Below are 19481 nucleotides of genomic sequence, written 5' to 3'. Positions count from 1 at the left end.
TGCCGGGCTATCTCGGCAGGTGGCTCTGCAACGCAGGCGCGCCGGTCTTGTCAGCTGCGGCAGTAGCGCGGTGAACCTCGCGGACTGTTCAATGGTCCGAATCTATAGTTGCCATAGTGAATATCAACGGAGCAGATAATGCATAGTGCGCTCTGATGCTTATATAATGCGGCTCTTTGCCAGTTTGGATGCTCCATCTGGGGCAGCCTCTCCACGCGGCGCAGACCGCGACATGCTCCCGACGTTCAGCTGGCCGACCCGTCTCTGGTAAGGGAATTATGAAAAGCGCAGACATCCGTGAATCCTTCCTCCGTTTCTTTGAAGAAAAGGGGCACACCCGCGTCGCCTCCAGCTCGCTGATTCCGGCCAACGACCCGACATTGCTGTTCACCAACGCCGGCATGAACCAGTTCAAGGACTGCTTCCTGGGCCTGGAAAAGCGCGCCTATACCCGCGCCACCAGCAGCCAGAAGTGCGTGCGCGCCGGCGGCAAGCATAATGACCTGGAGAACGTCGGGTACACCGCGCGCCATCACACCTTTTTCGAGATGCTGGGCAACTTCAGCTTTGGCGACTACTTCAAGCGTGATGCCATCCACTATGCGTGGGAGTTTCTGACCTCGGACAAGTGGTTGAACCTGCCGCAGGAGAAGCTCTGGGTCACCGTCTACGCCAGCGATGACGAGGCGTACGACATCTGGACCAAAGAAGTGGGTGTGCCCGCCGAGCGCATGGTGCGTATCGGCGACAACAAGGGTGCGCCTTACGCCTCTGACAACTTCTGGGCCATGGGCGACACCGGCCCGTGCGGCCCCTGTACCGAGATTTTCTTTGATCACGGCGCCGATATCTGGGGTGGCCCGCCGGGCTCGCCCGAAGAGGATGGTGATCGTTACATCGAAATCTGGAACAACGTTTTCATGCAGTTCAATCGCACGGCTGATGGTGAAATGCACCCACTGCCGGCGCCGAGTGTAGATACCGGCATGGGGCTTGAGCGCATCAGCGCCGTCATGCAGCACGTACATGCCAACTACGAGATCGACCTGTTCCAGAATCTGCTGTCCGCTGCCGCCGAAGCCATCGGCTGTGCCCAGGACAATGCAGCGTCGCTGAAAGTGGTCGCTGACCATATTCGTTCCTGCAGCTTCCTGATTGCTGACGGCGTGCTGCCGTCCAATGAAGGTCGGGGCTACGTGCTGCGCCGCATCATTCGCCGCGCTTGCCGCCACGGCAACAAGCTGGGCGCCAAGGGCGTGTTTTTCCACAAGATCGTTGCTGCGCTGGCAGCCGAGATGGGCGATGCGTTCCCCGAGCTGAAAACCCAGCAGGCGCACATCGAGCGTGTGCTGAAAACCGAGGAAGAGCAATTTGCCAAGACGCTGGATCAGGGCCTGCGCATTCTGGAGCAGGATCTGGCCGAGCTGAAGGGCAGCGAGATTCCTGGCGATGTTGTCTTCAAGCTCTATGACACCTACGGCTTCCCGGTGGACCTGACCGGTGACATCGCCCGTGAGCGTGAGCTGACCATTGATGAGGCCGGCTTTGAAGCGGCGATGGAAGCGCAGCGCGAGCGCGCCCGGTCTGCCAGCCAGTTTGGTCTGGATTACAACGCGCTGGTCAAGGTCGACATCGAGACCCGTTTCCAGGGCTACGATGGCACTGAGGGGCAGGGCAGTGTGGTTGCGCTGTTCCGTGATGGCGAGCAGGTCGAGGCGCTGAACGAAGGCGAGAAGGGCGTGGCTGTGCTGGATCAGACGCCGTTCTATGCCGAGTCCGGTGGACAGGTTGGCGATACCGGTTTTCTGCGTGCTGACGGCGTGCAGGCTGAAGTGTCCGATACCACCAAGGCAGGCAATGCGCACCTGCACCACGTTGTAGTTCAACAGGGCAGCCTGCGGGTTGGCGATCAGCTGCAGGCCCAGGTTGACGCCAGCGTGCGTCAGGCGACCGCGCTGAACCACTCGGCCACTCACTTGTTGCACGCCGCTCTGCGCGAGGTGCTGGGTGATCACGTGCAGCAGAAAGGCTCGCTGGTCGACAGCCAACGTCTACGCTTTGACTTCAGCCATTACGAGGCCATCAAGCCCGAGCAACTGCGTCTGCTGGAAGACATGGTCAACGAGCAGGTGCGTCAAAACTCGGCTGTCGGCGTTGAACTGACCGACATCGAGACCGCCAAAACCAAGGGTGCCATGGCGCTGTTTGGCGAGAAGTACGGCGATGAAGTGCGCGTACTTACCATGGGCAACGGCTTCTCCGTTGAGCTGTGTGGCGGTACCCACGTATCGCGTACCGGCGATATTGGCCTGTTCAAGATTACCGCCGAGAGCGGCATCGCCTCGGGTGTGCGTCGTATCGAAGCGGTCACCGGCGCCGGTGCGCTCGCCTGGGTGGCCGAGACCGAAGAGCGTCTGCGTGACGCGGCACAGGTAGTCAAAGGCAGCCGGGACACCGTGCTGGACAAGCTGACCGCGCTGGTTGAACGCAGCCGCCAGCTTGAGAAAGAGGTTGAGCAGCTCAAGGCCAAGGCCGCGAGTGCTGCCGGGTCTGACCTGGCAGCGGCTGCACAGCAGCTGGGTGGTCGTACGGTGCTGGTACAGCGTGTTGACGGCCAGGACGGCAAAGGTTTGATGGCGCTGGTCGATCAGCTGAAGAACAAGTTGGGTTCAGCCGCTATCCTGCTGGGTGGTGAGCACGAGGGTAAAGTGGTGCTGGTGGCCGGTGTCACCAAGGATCTGGCCGGGCCGTTGAAGGCTGGCGACTGGATTCGAACTACCGCTCAGGCCGTTGGCGGCAAGGGTGGCGGACGTCCGGATATGGCGCAAGGCGGCGGCACTGACGTTGCGGCGCTGGACCAGGCGTTGAGCGCAGCGACCGAGTGGGTCGCGCAGCAGTAGGGGAGGCGCTCGCAAGAGTGCTTTTAGACGGGTCGGAAGGCCGACCGCTGGGTGAGGATTGACGTAGCAAAATGGCGCTTATTGTCCAGAAGTTTGGTGGTACCTCGGTTGGCAGCGTGGAGCGAATCCAGCAAGTAGCCGAGAAAATCAAGGGCTTCAGGGAGCGGGGTGATGACCTGGTCGTGGTGGTCTCCGCCATGAGCGGGGAAACCAACCGCCTGATTGATCTGGCCAAGCAGATTCAGGCCGACCCCGATCCGCGCGAGATGGACGTGATCGTCTCCACTGGCGAGCAGGTCACCATCGGCCTGCTGGCCATGGCGCTCAAGGCTATCGGTGTTGAGGCTGTCTCCATGACGGGCCCGCAGGTGCGTATTCTGACCGACAGTGCCCACGGTAAGGCGCGTATCCAGCAGATTGACGACGAGCGTATGCGCAGCGAGCTGGCTGCCGGTCGTGTGGTTATCGTGGCGGGCTTCCAGGGGGCGGACGAGAATGGCGCCATTACCACCCTTGGCCGTGGCGGCTCGGACACCACCGGTGTGGCGCTGGCAGCAGCGCTGAAGGCCGACGAGTGTCAGATCTACACTGACGTAGATGGTGTCTATACCACTGACCCGCGCGTGGTTGAGCGCGCTCGCCGACTCGATCGCATCACCTTTGAAGAGATGCTGGAGATGGCCAGCCTGGGCTCCAAGGTGCTGCAGATTCGTTCGGTGGAGTTTGCTGGCAAATATGCCGTGCCGCTGCGCGTGCTGCACAGCTTTAAAGAAGGCCCGGGCACCCTTATTACCCTTGAGGACAATGTATCAATGGAACAACCCGTCATCTCCGGTATCGCGTTCAATCGTGATGAAGCCAAACTGACCATCCGCGGCGTGCCGGACACCCCCGGTGTGGCCTTCAAGATTCTGGGCCCGGTCAGTGCTGCGAACATCGAAGTCGACATGATTGTGCAGAACGTGTCGATGGATAACACGACCGACTTCACCTTTACCGTGCATCGCAACGAATTTCGCAAAGCAGAGTCTATTCTCAAGCAGGTAGCCAGCGATATCGGCGCACGTGAAGTGGCGGCGGATGACAAAATCGCCAAGGTGTCTATCGTAGGGGTAGGCATGCGCTCGCACGCGGGCGTGGCCAGCAGCATGTTTGAGGCGCTGGCGGATGAAGGTATCAATATTCAGATGATCTCCACCTCTGAAATCAAGGTGTCGGTGGTCATCGACGAGAAGTATCTGGAGCTTGCAGTGCGTGCGCTGCATACCGCCTTCGGGCTGGATGCTCCGGCAGCCGAGGACGCTTAACGGCGTTGTCGGTCCCGGCTGACCGGCCCCGGCTGGTCAGTTACAAGGGCGCGGTTTCTGGCTGCCGTGTCCGCCTGCGTCGATCAAGGTCGCGCCAGGCTACTAGCCGGTTTTTTGCAGAGCTGTGTCCTGATCATTAGTAAGGAGAAATGGAATGCTGATACTCACTCGACGGGTTGGTGAAACCCTGATGGTAGGTGATGAAGTTACCGTGACTGTCCTGGGCGTCAAAGGCAACCAGGTGCGCATTGGCGTCAATGCGCCGAAAGAAGTCGCTGTTCACCGCGAAGAAATTTACCAGCGCATCCAGAAAGAGAAAGACGAAGAACCAAATAACTAATTTTATTGAGTTTTTCGTTGCAATAATAAAATCACGCGGGTAATATTCCCCGCGTGTTCGGAGAGGTGGCCGAGAGGCCGAAGGCGCTCCCCTGCTAAGGGAGTATACCTCAAAAGGGTATCGCGGGTTCGAATCCCGCCCTCTCCGCCATTTTTAGAGTTGTAGGTTTTGTCAGGTGTTACTTCTTGAATTTAAAAGAAAAAACATTTGACGGCGCGGTAAAAGAGCCTATAATTCGCCCCCACACGCACTCGTAGCTCAGCTGGATAGAGTACTCGGCTACGAACCGAGCGGTCGGAGGTTCGAATCCTCCCGAGTGCGCCATATAAAGAACCCACTGATTTCAGTGGGTTTTTTTTCGTCTTTAGTTTGATGTTACTGATGACAAGGCGAAAAAAGTGCGTATAATGCGCCTCCACACGCACTCGTAGCTCAGCTGGATAGAGTACTCGGCTACGAACCGAGCGGTCGGAGGTTCGAATCCTCCCGAGTGCGCCATATGAAGAACCCACTGAATTCAGTGGGTTTTTTTTTGTCTTCATGAAAGTGCAGCTGAGTTGCCGGGTAAAGCCTGATAGGCTGAGTGCCAACTTGCTGTGGCCTGCCTGTGTCGGGCGGCGTCGATAGGTAAATGCCCGCAATAGGGCGGTCGGGAAGCCTTGCCATGTCGGAAATCAACAGAAAATCACCGGAAAGCCTGCAGGATCGTCTCGAGCAGGTGCAGGAGCTGTTGGAGCGCCACCGCCTGGTCGAGAATCTGGTGCACAAGCAGGATGGCCAGCACCAGGAGCTGGTCGAGCATCTGGTGCATCAGCAGAACCTGGTCGAGCTGCAGCGCAAGCTCGATGAGCTGCATCCGGCCGACGTAGCCTATGTGCTGGAGTCGCTGCCGCTGGAGGAGCGTCTGGCGGTCTGGCAGCTGGTCAAGACCGAGCGCGACGGCGAGATTCTGCTGGAAGTGTCGGATGCGGTGCGTGAAACGCTGATCGCCGACATGGACAGCCATGAGCTGATCGCCGCCGCCAACAGCCTGGATGCGGACGAGCTGGCGGACCTGGCACCTGATCTGCCGCGCGACATCGTGCGCGAGCTGATGGATAGCCTGGATGCACAGCAGCGCGATCGTCTGAAGTCGGCCCTGTCTTACGACGAGGATCAGGTCGGGGCGCTGATGGACTTCGACATGCTGACGATCCGTGATGACGTCAGCCTGGAAGTGGTCAGCCGCTATCTCCGCCGCTTTGACGCCTTGCCTGATCACACCGACAAGCTGTTTGTGGTGGATACCGAAGGCTTGCTCAAGGGGGTTTTGTCGATCAAGAAGCTGCTGGTCAGCTCTCCGGATGCGTTGGTGGCCGATGTCATGGCGGATGACCCGGTGGTGTTCGATCCGGCAGATGACGCCGGTGAGGCGGCTCAGGCCTTTGAACGCTATGACCTGGTGTCCGCGCCGGTTGTCGATAATCTCGGGCGCCTGTGCGGCCGTCTGACCATCGATGAGATGGTTGACTATATCCGTGAGGAGAGCGAGGCCGAGGTGCTGAATGCGGCGGGTCTGCGCGAGGAAGAGGATATCTTTGCCTCGGTCTGGAAATCCGTGCGCAACCGCTGGGCCTGGCTTGCTGTGAACCTGTGTACCGCGCTGGTTGCCTCCCGGGTAATCGGCCTGTTTGAGACGGCTATCGAGCAGCTGGTCGCGCTGGCGGCGCTGATGCCGATTGTCGCCGGTATCGGCGGCAATTCCGGCAACCAGACCATCACCATGATTGTCCGTGGTATTGCCACCGGGCAGGTTCAGGTGGCGCACGGCAAGCGCCTGCTGCGCAAAGAGGTTGGCGTGGCGCTGATCAACGGTTTGTTCTGGGGTTGCGTACTTGCCGGTATCGCCTACCTTTTATACGGCAGTGTCGCGCTGGCCATCGTGCTGCTGGCTGCAATGACGCTGAATATGCTGCTGGCGGCCTGTATGGGGGTATTCATACCCTTGATCAGGCTGCGTCTTGGCGGCGACCCTGCGCTGGGTTCAAGCGTGCTGATCACCGCTATTACTGACAGTGGCGGGTTCTTTATCTTCCTCGGCCTGGCGACGTTGTTCCTGCTCTGAGTGTGCTCTCCCCACCCTGAGTAGGTGTCGCCTTGATTGCCTAAAATGTCACATCAGGATACATTAGGCCGTTTTTTCGCGTGGGAGGCCCGTCCGCAATCGGGCTTTGGTCGTACACCCACTGAAGTTCAACTATTAAAAGAGCAGCATGGTCCCAACCATGCCCAGAGTTGCAGGGAGAGAAAATGGAATCAACCAATCTGGTTCTTGAGGGCGTCGAGCTGATGCTCCTCGGGATGGGGGCAGTGTTCTCCTTCCTTATTCTGCTGGTCTGCTGTACCAGCCTGATGTCCGCCATCCTGTCACGTTATTTCCCCGAGGCCGCTCCGGCGCCCAAGCCCGTGCGCAAAAGGCCCAGTGCTGCGCCAGCCAGTGTGGACCCTGATGTCGTTGCCGCCATTGGCGCTGCTATCAAGCAGCACCGCGCGCGCCAGCGTTCCTGATTTCGTTTTGCGGTTTTCACCATTAAAAATCAAATAAAGGCCATGACACTATGACCGATAACAAACAGCCTCTGGGCATTACCGATGTCATCCTGCGTGATGCTCACCAATCCATCCTGGCCACGCGCATGCGTCTGGACGACATGCTGCCGATCGCCGGCAAGCTGGATCAGGTTGGCTTCTGGTCTGTTGAATCCTGGGGCGGCGCGACCTTTGATGCCTGCATCCGTTACCTTGGGGAAGATCCGTGGGAGCGTATCCGCGCTCTGAAAAAGGCCATGCCCAATACCCGTCAGCAGATGCTGCTGCGTGGTCAGAACCTGCTGGGTTACCGCCATTACGCCGACGACGTGGTTGAGAAGTTCGTTGAGCGCGCTGCGGTTAATGGTGTGGACGTATTCCGCGTGTTTGACGCGATGAACGACCCGCGCAACCTGGAAACCGCTCTGAAAGCCGTCAAGGCGCAGGGCAAGCACGCCCAGGGCACCATTTCCTACACCACCAGCCCGGTGCACACCCTGCAGATGTGGGTCGATCTGGCCAAGCAGATCGAAGACATGGGTGCCGACTCCATCGCCATCAAGGATATGGCCGGCATTCTGAACCCCTATGTTGCGTTCGATCTGGTCAGCCAGCTGAAGTCCACGCTGAGCATCCCGGTTCACATGCAGTGCCATGCGACCGCTGGTCTGTCCACTGCCGCCATCCTCAAGGCTGCTGAAGCCGGTATCGACAATGTCGACTCCGCGATCTCTTCCATGTCGATGACCTACGGTCACTCGCCGACCGAATCGGTCGTTGCCATCTTCCAGAACTCCCCGCGCGACACCGGCCTGAATCTGGAGCTGCTGGAAGAAGTGGCTGCCTACTTCCGCGAAGTGCGGAAGAAATACGCCAAGTTTGAAGGCAACCTGCGCGGTGTTGATTCGCGCATTCTGGTCGCTCAAGTACCGGGCGGCATGCTGACCAACATGGAAAACCAGCTCAAGGAGCAGGGCGCCAGCGACAAGTTTGACGAAGTGCTGGCTGAAATCCCGCGTGTTCGCGAAGACCTGGGCTTTATCCCGCTGGTTACGCCTACCTCGCAAATCGTTGGCACCCAGGCGGTTATCAACGTCCTGACCGGCGAGCGTTACAAGTCGATCACCAAAGAAACCGCAGGCGTTCTGAAGGGCGAGTACGGCGCGGCGCCGGCGGCCTTCAATGCAGAGCTGCAAGCGCGCGTTCTGGATGGCGCTCAAGCCATCACCTGCCGTCCGGCTGATCTGTTGGAAGCAGAGATGGACAAGCTGACTGCCGAGCTCAAGGGCCTGGCCAGCGAAAAGGGCATCAAGCTGGCCGAGAACGAGATCGACGACGTTCTGACTTACGCGCTGTTCCCGCAGATTGGTCTCAAGTTCCTGGAAAACCGTGGCAACCCGGACGCCTTCGAGCCGGTGCCTACCGGCAACGAACTGCCGGCCGGCAGCAGCGCGGCTGCGCCGCAAGCCTACACCGTTGCCGTCAACGGCAAGGAGTACGTGGTTCAGGTGACCGAGGGTGGCGACATCTCCGGCATCAAGCCGATTGGTGAAAGCGCTGCGCCGGCTCAGGCTGCTGCCGCACCTGCTGGTGAAGGCGAGCCGCAGGTTGCGCCGCTGTCGGGCAATATCTTCAAGGTACTGGTCAGCGTCGGCGATGCTGTGGAAGAGGGTGATGTTGTCATGATCCTTGAAGCCATGAAGATGGAAACCGAAGTCCGCACACAGCGCGCCGGTACCGTTGCTTCTGTTGACGTCAAGGTTGGCGACGCCGTTGCCGTTGGCGACACTCTGCTGACCATCGGCTAAGGGAGAGACTAATGGATAAGCTTCTCCAGCTATGGCATACCACGGGTATCTACCACATGGCCCCCGGCCAGGCGGTGATGATCCTGGTGTGCTTTGGCCTCATCTACCTGGCCATTCGCAAGGGCTTTGAGCCGCTGCTGCTGATCCCGATCGGCTTTGGCGGCATTCTGGCCAACCTGCCGGTTGCCAATATGGCGCAAGGGTCTGGCATCCTGCACCTGATCTATGAAGTGGGTCTGCCTACCAGTGTCTTTCCGCTGCTGATCTTCATGGGTGTGGGCGCCATGACCGACTTCGGTCCGATGCTGGCAAACCCCCGCACGCTGCTGCTGGGCGCCGCTGCGCAGTTTGGTATTTTCGGCACGCTGCTTGGCGCCCTGGCGCTGACGTCGGCCGGTATCCCGGGCTTTGAGTTCACCATGAAGGAAGCGGCATCCATCGCCATTATTGGTGGTGCGGATGGTCCAACCTCTATCTTTGTGACCTCCAAGCTGGCGCCGGATCTGCTGGGTCCGATTGCTGTGGCCGCCTACTCCTACATGGCACTGGTGCCGCTGCTGCAGCCGCCGATCATGCGCGCACTGACCAACCAGAAAGAGCGTGGCATTGTCATGACTCAGCTGCGTGTGGTCAGCAAGTCGGAGAAGATCATCTTCCCGCTGTTGCTGCTGATGCTGGTTGCTCTGCTGCTGCCTGATGCAGCTCCGCTGGTGGGTATGCTGTGCTTCGGTAACCTGATGCGTGAGTGTGGTGTGGTTGAGCGCCTGGCTGACACCACGCGCAATGCGCTGATCAACATTGTCACCATTGGTCTGGGTCTGGCGGTTGGTTCCAAGCTGTCTGCCGACTCCTTCCTGCAGCTCAAGACCCTGGGCATTCTGGTTCTGGGCATGCTGGCGTTCTGCGCTGGTACTGCGGCTGGTGTACTGATGGCCAAGTTGCTCAACCTGGTCAGCAAGAACCCGATTAACCCGCTGATCGGTTCTGCCGGCGTATCGGCGGTGCCCATGGCGGCGCGGGTATCCAACCGCGTAGGTCTGGAGACCAATCCGCACAACTTCCTGTTGATGCATGCGATGGGTCCCAACCTGGCCGGTGTTATTGGCTCGGCGGTGGCAGCAGGTATCCTGCTGAACTTCGTCGGCTGATAGTGAAGGCCACAAAAAACCCGCTCAATTGAGCGGGTTTTTTTATGCCCTTTAGATGATGCCGATGGCTTGGCAGGGTGTATCCGAGGAGGGCGGTGGTTTTACTGCTGTTCGTTGGCCAGCAGAGCAAGCAGTGCATTTTGCTGGCGGCGGCTCATTTCACGAAAGCGCAGCAGCAGCTCGCGCTCAGGGCTGCTCAGACCTTCAGCATCCTGCTCGTTGAGCATCTTGCGTGAAGGGTGGCCGGTGTCGGGCAGTGTGGGCAGATCGAGCAGGCTGTGTTCGAGCCGGGCAATGATCTCCGAGTTCATGCTGCGGTGATGCTGTTTGGCTACGTCGGCAATGCGATCACGCATGCCCTGTGGCAGACGAACAACAAACTTGTCGGCTGTGCGGCTGGTGTAGTGCTGGGTCGCTGTTTTCATGGGGCAATAATAATCGCTTCGCTGAAAAAATCGATACTGGCCTAGTGCCTCAAACGGCGGTAAGCCATGGGCCAGTGCATCCTTGTCGTCAGGTTAGACAAGTTTTGCCTGCAAGGTGCCACTAGTAGACCCGGTTTTTTTTCAGAGCGCCAGAGCGCGACAAAAAAATGCCCCTAAAATGTGACGGGTTTACGACGAATGGCACTTTGCTAGTGCTGAACGCAGCGCCCGCCTTGGTGGAAATGACCTCCTGCTTTGGTTAAGATGCGCAGCGTCCGAGAGCCATGACAGCGGCTCGTCACAGGGATACGCGCTTGTAGCTCAGCTGGATAGAGCAACCGCCTCCTAAGCGGTAGGTCCCCGGTTCGAATCCGGGCTCGCGCGCCAATTAAATCAATAGGTTACGTTTTTTCGTGTTTCGGCGTTGTTGCTTTTGATACACGAAATGATACCTTTTTTGACCACCTGACCTTAGTCGGTCTTTACCAGCTTGATCCTTCGGTTAGCTCCGCCCTAGGGCGTTTCATGCATCTCAATAGACTATAGTCCGCTCCGGCTCCGATCTCGGTTGGCGACCTCAATTCGCCTACTCTTGCGGCACCAAGTGACGTATTGATATGGCAGCTAGGTATGCTCGTCTAATCGAATGGAGCTCTCTACGGCGCTTTGTTCCATCTGTTTTTTTACCGCGGGATGTCCCTGCTTGGTTGACTGAGCCTTGTGGGCCTGAAAGCAGGGAAGCATTTTGGCAGGTGATCTTTTGGGGATCGGGGGGGCTCTTGGTACTGACAGCTCGACGAAAGCTTCGGTGTTAGGACTACAGTATCGGACAAGGTGAATAAGCGTCTCCGAGAGGTTCGCCCACCCAGGTTCGTGCATCGTGCAATAAGGGCGTCGCAGACGAGCGTTGCGATGGTGTGGACTAGCGTGTCATTCCTCGCCCGAAGGTGAGCGCTTTTGGACTCCGTGCCTTATTTTTGCTTCGGCCACTAGCTCTGCCGAAGAAAGACGGCCGTTAGCATACTCCTCCATTCTTGCTGCCATGTATTGGCTTACTCGGACTCCGGAGAGTCTGTTGCTCGCCTGAACGTGGAGTACATCCGCACGGCGTTTATCCAGGTCGTTGTTTTGCGGCATGTGGATTTCCAGAGAAGGTGTTTCGATTAGACCTCTTCCGATAACGATAGCCTAAGCAGGCCACCGTGGGCCATGGGTATCGTCATCCCTGCCGATAGGGACTAGCCTCCTTCCAAGCCGGGCTGTCTGCCGTGTGGGCACAACTTGTCGCGTTCTTGTCTGGCTCTTGTTCCTAATCGCAGAGCAGCGAACTTCTATCTTGCTCCAAGGTTGCGGCCACAGCGTACCGGCAAGGCTTTCAATGGAAAACGATTGCTCAAACGTTTTTCTGAAAAACACGGTCCCAGTCTCGGTTGGCCAGTTCCCTGCAGGCGTCTAGGGCGCCACCAAAGCAACGCCTAGACGTGACCGCCAAGGCGGATCGGCTACCGTAGGTGATTTCCTGTCCATCTTGGTCGAGTAGCACGCCGCCGGCGCCGCGCAAGATGGCGTGCCCAGCCAATACGTCATGAGCTGCAGTGGTGACCAGCGACACCCCGGCTACGGCATCTCCGGCGGCAACTGCTGCCAGTCGGTACGCGATACTGGTTGTAGGAGCGGGGGTTGCTGGTGCGCATAGCTCCGCGTTAATGGCCGGTTTCCTGCTCGCGGCGCTGCTGACCATTACCCGCGACTCGGGCGTCAGGCTGGCGTTGGCGAGCTGTGCGCCGTTGCGGTAGATCGTCTTCATGCCTTCTGCCCAGGCGATGCAGTCGGGCCCACCGGCGGCTCTTACCGGCGCATAGACTACGCCAAGGACCGGACGGCCTTGACTGAGCAGGCCAACTGAAATGGCGGACACTTTCAAACCTTTCAGAAAGTCTGCCGTTCCGTCGTTAGGGTCGACCACGCACCAGTGTTGATCGTCGGTTATCGTAGTGTAGTGGTCTACTAATCCCGGCCATGAATAGCCTGTCGGATACGCTCGGGAAGCTAAGCGACGCCAGTAGTTGCATTATATGATGGAGCGCTGCACGGGTGCTCTACAGCCCAGTAAATATGAGGCCTGTAGGCATTTTGCCTCGAAAGCAAAATATGGTGGAATGCTGCACAGTTCGTCCTGGCGAAATATGGTGGAGTGTTGCACGGGTGCACTACGGGCCACTAAATACTGGGTCTCTGGAAAAAAATGTAAGCGTCCGGCCATCACACCTTGATGGCCGGCTTCCAGTTGTGCGGCAGCAGTTCTTCGATGGCATTGGGGTTCTACCCCGTTTCCACGGACGGTTATAAAACGGCTTTGAGCTTCCGATCCTGAGCAGCAACTCTACGTCGCATCCTGGGGTTATGGAACCGCTCGATGTATTCAAACAGATCAGCTCTTGCCTCGTCCCGCGTTCGGTAACGCCGATGGTGTACTCGCTCGCGTTTCAGCATGCCGAAGAACCCCTCACAGGCTGCGTTGTCTCCGCAATGGCCAACCGCGCTCATACTGCTGACCAAATGATTACTGCCAAGATAACGCTGGTAATCGCCGCTGGTGAACTGGCTGCCGCGGTCTGAATGCAATATCACAGGTGTTTCGCCCTGACGTTGCCACGCAGCCATTTGCACGGCTCTGATTACCATCAGCCGATCCTGCAGGTGGTGCATAGACCAGCCGACGATCAGCTTGCTGAACAAATCCAGAACCACGCAGAGAAATAGCTTCCCTTCCTGGGTGGAGATCTCCGTAATGTCAGTGACCCATTTGGTATCAGGTTCCAATGCGGAGAAATCCCGTTCAAGGTGATTTTGAATACCTAGTGGCCGATTCGATGCGCGTCCGAGGCGTCCTCGCTTCCTGCGGCCCCCCCCCTGAATGCCGTGCTTAGCCATTAGCCTTGCAACCCGATTCAGGCTGGCTGCAACACCTTCAGCAGCTAAGTCTTCATGCATACGGGGCGACCCAAGCATTCCGCCACTGTCATCATGAATCTCTCTGATCCGCCTCAGCAGACGCTGGTTAGCCTTTGCTCTGCTGGAGAGCGGCCGAGATACCCAAGCGTAATAGCCGCTGGCAGAAACCTTCAGACAGCGACACATAAGGCGTATGGGGAACTGGTCGCGACAGTGCTTAATCGCCTGATACCTCCGGACGACTCCTTTGCAAAGAACACTGCCGCTTCGCGCAAAAAATCGCGCTCCTTTTTTACCCGCGCCAGTTCCCGCTTCAGTTTGGCAAGATTCTCATCACGGGCCGACCCAGAGCCCTTGAAGGCCTTGCTCGGCTCTCCATTCGCTTCACGCACCCATCGGGTCAACATGTTGGGATTAACGCCTATTTCCAAAGCTACCTGTCGGCAGCTTATGCCGGGTTGGCGAGATAGCGCGATGGCTTCGCGCTTGAATTCGGGGCTGTATTTTCTGCGTTTGGTCATGAACACTCCTTCGGCACATTGTGCCTCTTTTCAGAAATGTCCGCAGTAACGGGGTAGAACCCTTCCTTGTCTGCTGATTTGTCGTTCGCGTTAAGAGTCAACGCCCAAAGATCCAGGCCAGTGGGCCGCGCGATTTGGGGTGATGAGTTATCTGTAGATTGTCGCTACCGCATTGCGGGCAGGAGGCAAAACAGTCCACCCCCCACGCGAGGGCATCGCTTGTGGGGCGAACTCTTTTGCGCCAGCTGCATTGACGGCATCGGTAGGTAGTGGGGCTGGGTGGAAAGGGCATGTCAGTCCTCCGTTGTACTGTTACAGGGGACTGTGCAGCAGCACCGCGACAGGCCGTGTCGCATGAAGGCCAGTTTTTTCTTGAGAGTGGGAATGTGCCGAAAGCCTTCTGGCGACGGCGTTGCGCCGTTGTGGCTGGCAACAGGCGATTGCACTGCTGTCGCCTTTGCTGGAGCAAGGCAAAGGCTGTTTATGCAGTGCGCAGCGATAGGCTCCACTCGCCTTGCGCATGCTCCGGCGCTTTTGTTCTTGGCGTTTTGCCTTTGCTACAGGCTCCGTTAGGCCTCAGAGACCGCTCGTTAAATGCGCCCTGCTTTGAGGTTATTCAGCGTTTTTTTGGTACTGAGCGAGTGTCTGTTGCGCTCGGGTTTTTATCTCCTCAATCCAGTCGGCTGGTGCCCTTACTCGTATGTTCTCTCCTAGCGAGTAGACCCACCATCGTGTTTCCTTGTCATTCGGGACAACGGCACGCAAGCGTTGCCAATGGCTGTCCTCAAGAGGGGTGAGACTTTGCTCCATACTCAGTGGGGTTTCGTTGAGGAGCCAGGCGATGCTTGGGGACACGTCGGCTTCAAGCGTCACAGTGGCGATGTCTTCTTCGCTGTTGAGTTGGCGGCTGATGAACTGGTCAATACTGAAACCTTCCAGTTCCATGGCAGGGTCTGTAAGTACTTCTGCGTCAGTTATGCGGTGCAACGCAAACTGCACTGGCTGCTCGTAGCTTTTGGTCCGTGCGACCAGATAGCTAATCGCATGTCGTGACACCAGGCCTGCCGGATGCAGTACGTGCTCGCGAGGTGTCGACTGCTCGCGAGCTTGGTAAACAACCCGTAATTGCCTCTCTCGCAGCAGGGCATCGGATACAGCTTCCCACACGTTTGAAGATATATCGGCAGGTAGCAAAGCTTTGCCATTTGGCAGGGCACGTACGGTTCTAGCCCAGTTGTGAAACGTGTTGCTGGTATTGCTCAGGAGCTGGTGCCGGGCCAGCTCAAATTGCGCCGTTAGCCTCTGCAGCACAGTGCTCGGCAGCAGTCTGCTGAGGTGGCTTTCTGCCAAATGCAGGGCTAACGCAGTGGCGGGGAGCATGATGTCCGTATCCAGCGGTGCATTTTTTTTTCGACTCCAGCGCGGATGATGGCCCCCAACGGATTGGTAAATGGGGAAGGTGTTGGATGACTTTTCCAGATCACGCTGAACAGTGCGTTTACTAACGTTAAACCCTTCATTTTCCAGGGCGCAGAGCAACTCTCTGGTGGAGATATCGCCGGGCTCTTTAGGAACGAGGGCGATCATTAGCTTGATTCGGTGCAAAGTGTCTTTTGTGTCGCTCACTGTGGCGTCCATGTCTTGCGTTGATTTAAGTAGCGTCGCTGCTCGCAAGCGGCGGGGCTGCCCTGCATGTGATGAAGGTGCCGTTTTACATCAACTCATGCGAGCTCGTGGTTATCAAGCGGGTTAGCAAAATTCTGTTTTACGCCGTCATTGCGACAAGGTTTGTCGTGATGGTGCTGAATAATTGCAGGGACAAAGCACGGCGGTGACAGTTGTTTCCATCGTTCAGCGCTTGTACCTTCCTCAGGCGGGCAAGGAAGCCGGTTTGTTCAGCCAGTTGCCCCGTCTGATCAATAAGATAACCAAGGAGTGAACATGGAGTCGACGTCGCAATCGTCAGGCCTTTTAAAGGGGCGTGGCCGATCGTTAGTAGTAGCTGCAGTCCTTATACTGATGGCAGTGAGTTGGTTAGGGGCGATCGACCGTGCCTCGACCGATTACATCGACAGCTCTCTCGTGCAGGCCTCAGTAGCTTTTGGTGTGGCCAAGCTGCTCAATGCGCTGATTTCCCTACTGCAAAGTGTGGAGGTAGAAGTCAGCATGGTGGTCTTTTCTGGCAGCTTGGGTCTGGGAGAGGTGCTAGATCCGTTCAATGATCTGATCGAGGATTACTCCTCGCTCATGAAGCTATCGATCGGTTCTCTGCTGATTCAAAAGCTGCTTCTTGGCGTTGTCTCTGACTTGTTCTTCAAAATCTTGCTGACGCTGTCTGGTGCTGTGGTCATTCTCAGTCTGTTGCGGCCATCGCTCGCCGGGTTTAATCAAAGTGTTCGCCTTTTTGCCTTTCTGGTTTTCCTTCGCTTTGCACTGGTTATGGTGGTCGCCCTGAACGGTGTGGTCAGCGAGTATTTTTTGGCTGAACAGTCCCGCGGTGGGATTGCTGCCTTGGAAGCGTTGCCGGGAGAGGTCGAGAATGTCGATGTAAAAGGCGCAGATGCGCAAGCCCTCAGTGCGTTGGCGTCGCAAGCCGAGGAGCAGCGCGCAGAACGGGAAGCTGTGCTCACTGCGCGACTTGAGGAAGTCGCCGCCCAGCGTGAGCAGCTAATAGAGCAGCAACGTCAGGCAGAGTCCAAGCTTGATGAGCTGGAGGCAGGCATGGATACCGTCGAGCGCCTTAACTTCTTGTCGCGTTCGCCCGAGCACGCCAAGGCTATCGCGCAGGTTGGTCTTTACGAGGATCAGCTTGATCTGTTGGAGGATGAGCGCAACAAAACTCAAAACGGCCTGCTATTGATCCAGCGCGAGCGTGAAGCAGCGCAGAATCCGGATGGTGCTTCCGGCATCATGGATTCTGTGGGCGGCACCGTAGCCACGCTAGTCAACCCGCTGGCATTGGATGCGTTACAGGAGAAGCTCTCCAATGCCAGTGACACCATCATGGAAGTCATGGCGCTGTTTGTGTTGCGGACGCTCATCCTACCCTTGTTGTTTCTGTATTGCCTGACTGTTGTTTTCAAGGCGATCTGGCGTGTTGACGCGCGCGAGTGGTTGAACCGCTCGGCTGCTCGAAGCCAGGAGGTTCAACATGTCTGATGCCGGTGCTGAATCGACATTGGGTGTATTGCCGCTGAGCTGGTGGGTAGTGGGCGTCGGGCTCTTGTTGATCTTGCCATTTGCTTTTGGGCTCGGCTTAGGCTTGAAGCGACACATTGTGGTGTATCGAAATCACCTGGACGTGATGGTTGTCGGCGGGCTTTACCTGATCCCAGCGAGTATCGCTGCGCTGGCGGTGTTAGTAGCCGGAGGCGGAGGGCCAGGCACCAATGATGAGGCAGTCTTCGAGCTTCGTATGGCGCTGTTTTCCCTTGCCCTAGTGCTCGATGCTTTGCTGCTCTTGTTTATCGTCGTGCGTACTTGGCTTGATAACCGGAACGTGCTGAAAATGCTGCTAGCGCTCTATGTGAAAATTCCGCTGGGCGTATTCTTTTTTGCTCAGTTCGGCAATATCTTCGGTGGTAAGCAGGCTACCAGCAGACGCAAGTCTGTTTTTTGGGCTTTGCTGCTAACTCCTTTGATTCAGGGCTTGGTGAGAGACAAGCAGGGCAGCTTTCCAACCCCCTTACGTCGTCGTTCGTAGTTGGCTCATTTGAGAGGGGGGGGGGGCGAGCTGCCGCAGTGTTTTGAGCGGCTGGCACTTAGTGCCGGTCGCTACTTCTGCCTCTTTTTGCTGCGTAGCGCGGATAGCACCGAGGTCAAAATACGGCCACGCCTAGGATTCCTCGGCAATAATTCCTTGCGTTCGACGGCGCCGATGCTCCCTCTGGCAGGAATGTTGATCAGCCGCACAAAGGCGCCGTAGTCCTAGACAGCGCGCTCGAGCCGCACACCGTCGTCGCATTCGTACGCGGCAGGGTCATTCAAACGCTCAAGGACAGCAGCGGTGACATGAACGACGCTCAACACAGGGATGATGTTGGTCCACATGGCGAATCTCCTTCATGGCTCTGGATGGAATAATCCATTTTCAGGCTGTAGGGAGAGTGTCAGGAGCTACAACGGCTCGGGTACGTGGGCACCACAACTCCCAAAGCTGGGCATTGGCCCGAGCCAGCAGGCCGAGACGCTGCAAAACACAGCATTCCTGCGGGGGACTGACGCATCAAATTTGCTGTCACCATCTTCATTCAAAAGCGGTCAGCGTATACTCATGAGATACACGCATGTAGACATTGGATACACGGCGTGCTAGGATACGCCTGTAGCCTAAGGCTGCTCTCTCGATCCCTGCTTTGGGGGTCGGAGATATGCAACACATAAAACATGGACCGGCCTCAGGCCGAGAGGAGTCCCCCGATGCAACCAACAACCGCAGCAAAAACTATGGCCGCTTGAAACGCCACTAAGGAGCTAACCACTACGTACCTATTGAAGCTAAGGATTAAATGATGTCTACCCAGAACGGTGAGAGTCATAAAACCATCGCCCCCATGAACATGAAGGTCGATGTAGAAAAACGCAACCTGATCGACTACGCAGCTAATTTGCTAGGTCAAGACAGAACGCGATTCGTGGTCGATGCTGCGCTGCATCGGGCCGAGGATGTGATCCTGGATAGAAGGGTCTTCGCACTGGATGACGTAGCATTTGACGCTTTCGTGAAGGTCTTGAACGAACCTAGACCCGAGGAAACCGAACGATGTCTAAACACATTTCTATCCCGCCCCAAACGGTGGAAATAAGCGCACCAGAAAGACTAAACGAAACGCACGATCTCTCTCAGTTTGACTGCGAAGAAGAATCAATAAATCAGTACCTACAGCGGGCGCATAAGCACCAGCAATCCAAATCAGCGGTTGTATTCGTTATATGCCGCAAAGACACCAGAGTTGTTGTCGGGTATTTCACCCTATCCAGCGGCTCGATCCTCCGAACGAAAGCCCCAGGCCAGCTTAGCCGAAATGCACCGATCGACGTGCCCGTCTTCGTGCTCGGCCGTATGGGCGTGGACAGATCAATCAAGGGATTGGGGTTTGGTAAAGATCTGCTTGCCGCAGCCATAGAGATGGCATTGGAGGCGTCAGGTCGAGTCGGCAGCAGGGGTAATCCCCCCATTTTTAGTGCTCGCCAGAAGTAGAGGTCAGGCCACGAGAGCCAACTTCTGTTTGGGGGTGATGCCACCCAGGGCCATGTTTGGCCGTTCGTGATTGTATATCCATACCCAGCGCGTTGCATGCTCCTGCACCTCGGCGATGGACTCGAACAAGTAATGCCCCAGCCAGTCGTAGCGCACCGTGCGGTTGTAGCGCTCGACGTAGGCATTCTGCTGTGGATTACCGGGCTGGATATGCTCCAGTCGAATGCCGTGCTTTTCCGCCCATAGCACGAGCTTGCTGCTGATGTATTCCGGGCCATTGTCGCTGCGGATAATTTGGGGCTTGCCACG

General features: G+C 57.2%; 18 protein-coding genes and 4 tRNA genes. 15 read left to right on the top strand and 7 right to left on the bottom strand.

Going from position 1 to position 19481, the window contains the following annotated elements:
• The first annotated feature begins 278 nt into the window (after nt 1-278).
• From alaS to BM116_RS11145, 10 genes are all read left to right on the top strand, one after another.
• Nucleotides 279-2900 carry an alanine--tRNA ligase gene (gene alaS, locus BM116_RS11190; RefSeq protein WP_083724799.1) on the top strand — a complete coding sequence of 874 codons (2622 nt, stop codon included), beginning with the start codon at nt 279-281 and terminating at the stop codon, nt 2898-2900.
• A gap of 71 nt (nt 2901-2971) precedes the next feature.
• On the top strand, nt 2972-4207 hold the full coding sequence (locus BM116_RS11185; protein WP_083724801.1) for an aspartate kinase: 1236 nt from the start codon (nt 2972-2974) through the stop codon (nt 4205-4207).
• Nucleotides 4208-4361: 154 nt separating this feature from the next.
• Entirely contained in the window at nt 4362-4547 is a 186-nt protein-coding gene (csrA, locus tag BM116_RS11180) for a carbon storage regulator CsrA (protein WP_083724804.1), read from the top strand.
• A gap of 59 nt (nt 4548-4606) precedes the next feature.
• Nucleotides 4607-4697: transfer RNA gene (locus BM116_RS11175), tRNA-Ser, on the top strand.
• Nucleotides 4698-4794: 97 nt separating this feature from the next.
• Nucleotides 4795-4871: transfer RNA gene (locus BM116_RS11170), tRNA-Arg, on the top strand.
• Between the two features lie 97 nt (nt 4872-4968).
• Nucleotides 4969-5045, top strand: a tRNA-Arg gene (locus BM116_RS11165).
• A 166-nt stretch (nt 5046-5211) separates the two neighbouring features.
• Nucleotides 5212-6651, top strand: coding sequence for a magnesium transporter (mgtE, locus tag BM116_RS11160; RefSeq protein ID WP_083724806.1), 1440 nt, complete (start codon nt 5212-5214; stop codon nt 6649-6651).
• Between the two features lie 185 nt (nt 6652-6836).
• On the top strand, nt 6837-7094 hold the full coding sequence (locus BM116_RS11155; protein WP_083724808.1) for an OadG family protein: 258 nt from the start codon (nt 6837-6839) through the stop codon (nt 7092-7094).
• A 50-nt stretch (nt 7095-7144) separates the two neighbouring features.
• On the top strand, nt 7145-8923 hold the full coding sequence (gene oadA, locus BM116_RS11150) for a sodium-extruding oxaloacetate decarboxylase subunit alpha (RefSeq protein WP_083724810.1): 1779 nt from the start codon (nt 7145-7147) through the stop codon (nt 8921-8923).
• Nucleotides 8924-8934: 11 nt separating this feature from the next.
• On the top strand, nt 8935-10071 hold the full coding sequence (locus BM116_RS11145) for a sodium ion-translocating decarboxylase subunit beta (protein WP_083724812.1): 1137 nt from the start codon (nt 8935-8937) through the stop codon (nt 10069-10071).
• A 101-nt stretch (nt 10072-10172) separates the two neighbouring features.
• Here BM116_RS11145 and BM116_RS11140 read toward each other — a convergent pair whose 3' ends face one another.
• Nucleotides 10173-10496 (bottom strand): Arc family DNA-binding protein, encoded by a 324-nt coding sequence (locus BM116_RS11140; protein WP_065336182.1) that lies wholly within the window; start codon nt 10494-10496, stop codon nt 10173-10175.
• Between the two features lie 310 nt (nt 10497-10806).
• Between BM116_RS11140 and BM116_RS11135 the strand changes: the two genes are divergently transcribed.
• Nucleotides 10807-10883, top strand: a tRNA-Arg gene (locus tag BM116_RS11135).
• Between the two features lie 543 nt (nt 10884-11426).
• Here the strand turns inward: BM116_RS11135 and BM116_RS19320 are convergent.
• From BM116_RS19320 to BM116_RS11115, 4 genes are all read right to left on the bottom strand, one after another.
• Nucleotides 11427-11633 (bottom strand): antitoxin VbhA family protein, encoded by a 207-nt coding sequence (locus BM116_RS19320; protein ID WP_169847231.1) that lies wholly within the window; start codon nt 11631-11633, stop codon nt 11427-11429.
• A gap of 256 nt (nt 11634-11889) precedes the next feature.
• Nucleotides 11890-12486, bottom strand: a complete 597-nt coding sequence (locus tag BM116_RS11130; RefSeq protein WP_083724814.1) for an inositol monophosphatase family protein — start codon at nt 12484-12486, stop codon at nt 11890-11892.
• 353 nt (nt 12487-12839) lie between these two features.
• A protein-coding gene (locus tag BM116_RS11125) for an IS3 family transposase (RefSeq protein WP_090475165.1) occupies nt 12840-13972 on the bottom strand; the annotation gives its coding sequence in 2 pieces (ribosomal slippage) (nt 12840-13732 and nt 13732-13972; 1134 coding nt in all).
• Between the two features lie 612 nt (nt 13973-14584).
• The gene (locus BM116_RS11115) at nt 14585-15598 is read right to left on the bottom strand and encodes a helix-turn-helix transcriptional regulator (RefSeq protein WP_083724832.1); all 1014 of its coding nucleotides are present in this window, start codon (nt 15596-15598) and stop codon (nt 14585-14587) included.
• A 315-nt stretch (nt 15599-15913) separates the two neighbouring features.
• On the opposite strand from BM116_RS11115, the gene BM116_RS11110 reads away from it, so the two are divergent.
• Together BM116_RS11110 and BM116_RS11105 are read left to right on the top strand one after the other, a co-directional pair.
• Nucleotides 15914-17131 carry a hypothetical protein gene (locus BM116_RS11110; RefSeq protein WP_139056947.1) on the top strand — a complete coding sequence of 406 codons (1218 nt, stop codon included), beginning with the start codon at nt 15914-15916 and terminating at the stop codon, nt 17129-17131.
• Entirely contained in the window at nt 17124-17675 is a 552-nt protein-coding gene (locus BM116_RS11105; protein WP_083724820.1) for a hypothetical protein, read from the top strand. Before BM116_RS11110 ends, BM116_RS11105 begins: the two co-directional genes overlap by 8 nt.
• Before the next feature lie 224 nt (nt 17676-17899).
• Here the strand turns inward: BM116_RS11105 and BM116_RS19265 are convergent, their stop codons facing one another.
• A complete protein-coding gene (locus tag BM116_RS19265) occupies nt 17900-18022 on the bottom strand; it encodes a hypothetical protein (RefSeq protein ID WP_268874571.1) in 123 nt (40 codons plus the stop codon).
• A gap of 461 nt (nt 18023-18483) precedes the next feature.
• Here BM116_RS19265 and BM116_RS11100 point away from each other — a divergent pair, with 461 nt between their 5' ends.
• Together BM116_RS11100 and BM116_RS18860 are read left to right on the top strand one after the other, a co-directional pair.
• Nucleotides 18484-18777 carry a type II toxin-antitoxin system TacA family antitoxin gene (locus BM116_RS11100; RefSeq protein ID WP_090475162.1) on the top strand — a complete coding sequence of 98 codons (294 nt, stop codon included), beginning with the start codon at nt 18484-18486 and terminating at the stop codon, nt 18775-18777.
• Nucleotides 18735-19172: a GNAT family N-acetyltransferase gene (locus BM116_RS18860; RefSeq protein WP_175494040.1), complete on the top strand. Its 438-nt coding sequence runs from the start codon at nt 18735-18737 to the stop codon at nt 19170-19172. The genes BM116_RS11100 and BM116_RS18860 overlap by 43 nt, the downstream gene beginning before the upstream one ends.
• Nucleotides 19173-19175: 3 nt before the next feature.
• Here the strand turns inward: BM116_RS18860 and BM116_RS11095 are convergent.
• On the bottom strand, nt 19176-19481 hold a 306-nt coding region (locus BM116_RS11095), incomplete at its 5' end, for an integrase core domain-containing protein (RefSeq protein WP_139222360.1).

The sequence above is a fragment of the Halopseudomonas pachastrellae genome, from assembly GCF_900114765.1.
Classification (GTDB): domain Bacteria; phylum Pseudomonadota; class Gammaproteobacteria; order Pseudomonadales; family Pseudomonadaceae; genus Halopseudomonas; species Halopseudomonas pachastrellae.
Note: the sequence above shows the minus strand (reverse complement) of the source record. Positions and strands in the feature narration are given on the sequence as shown.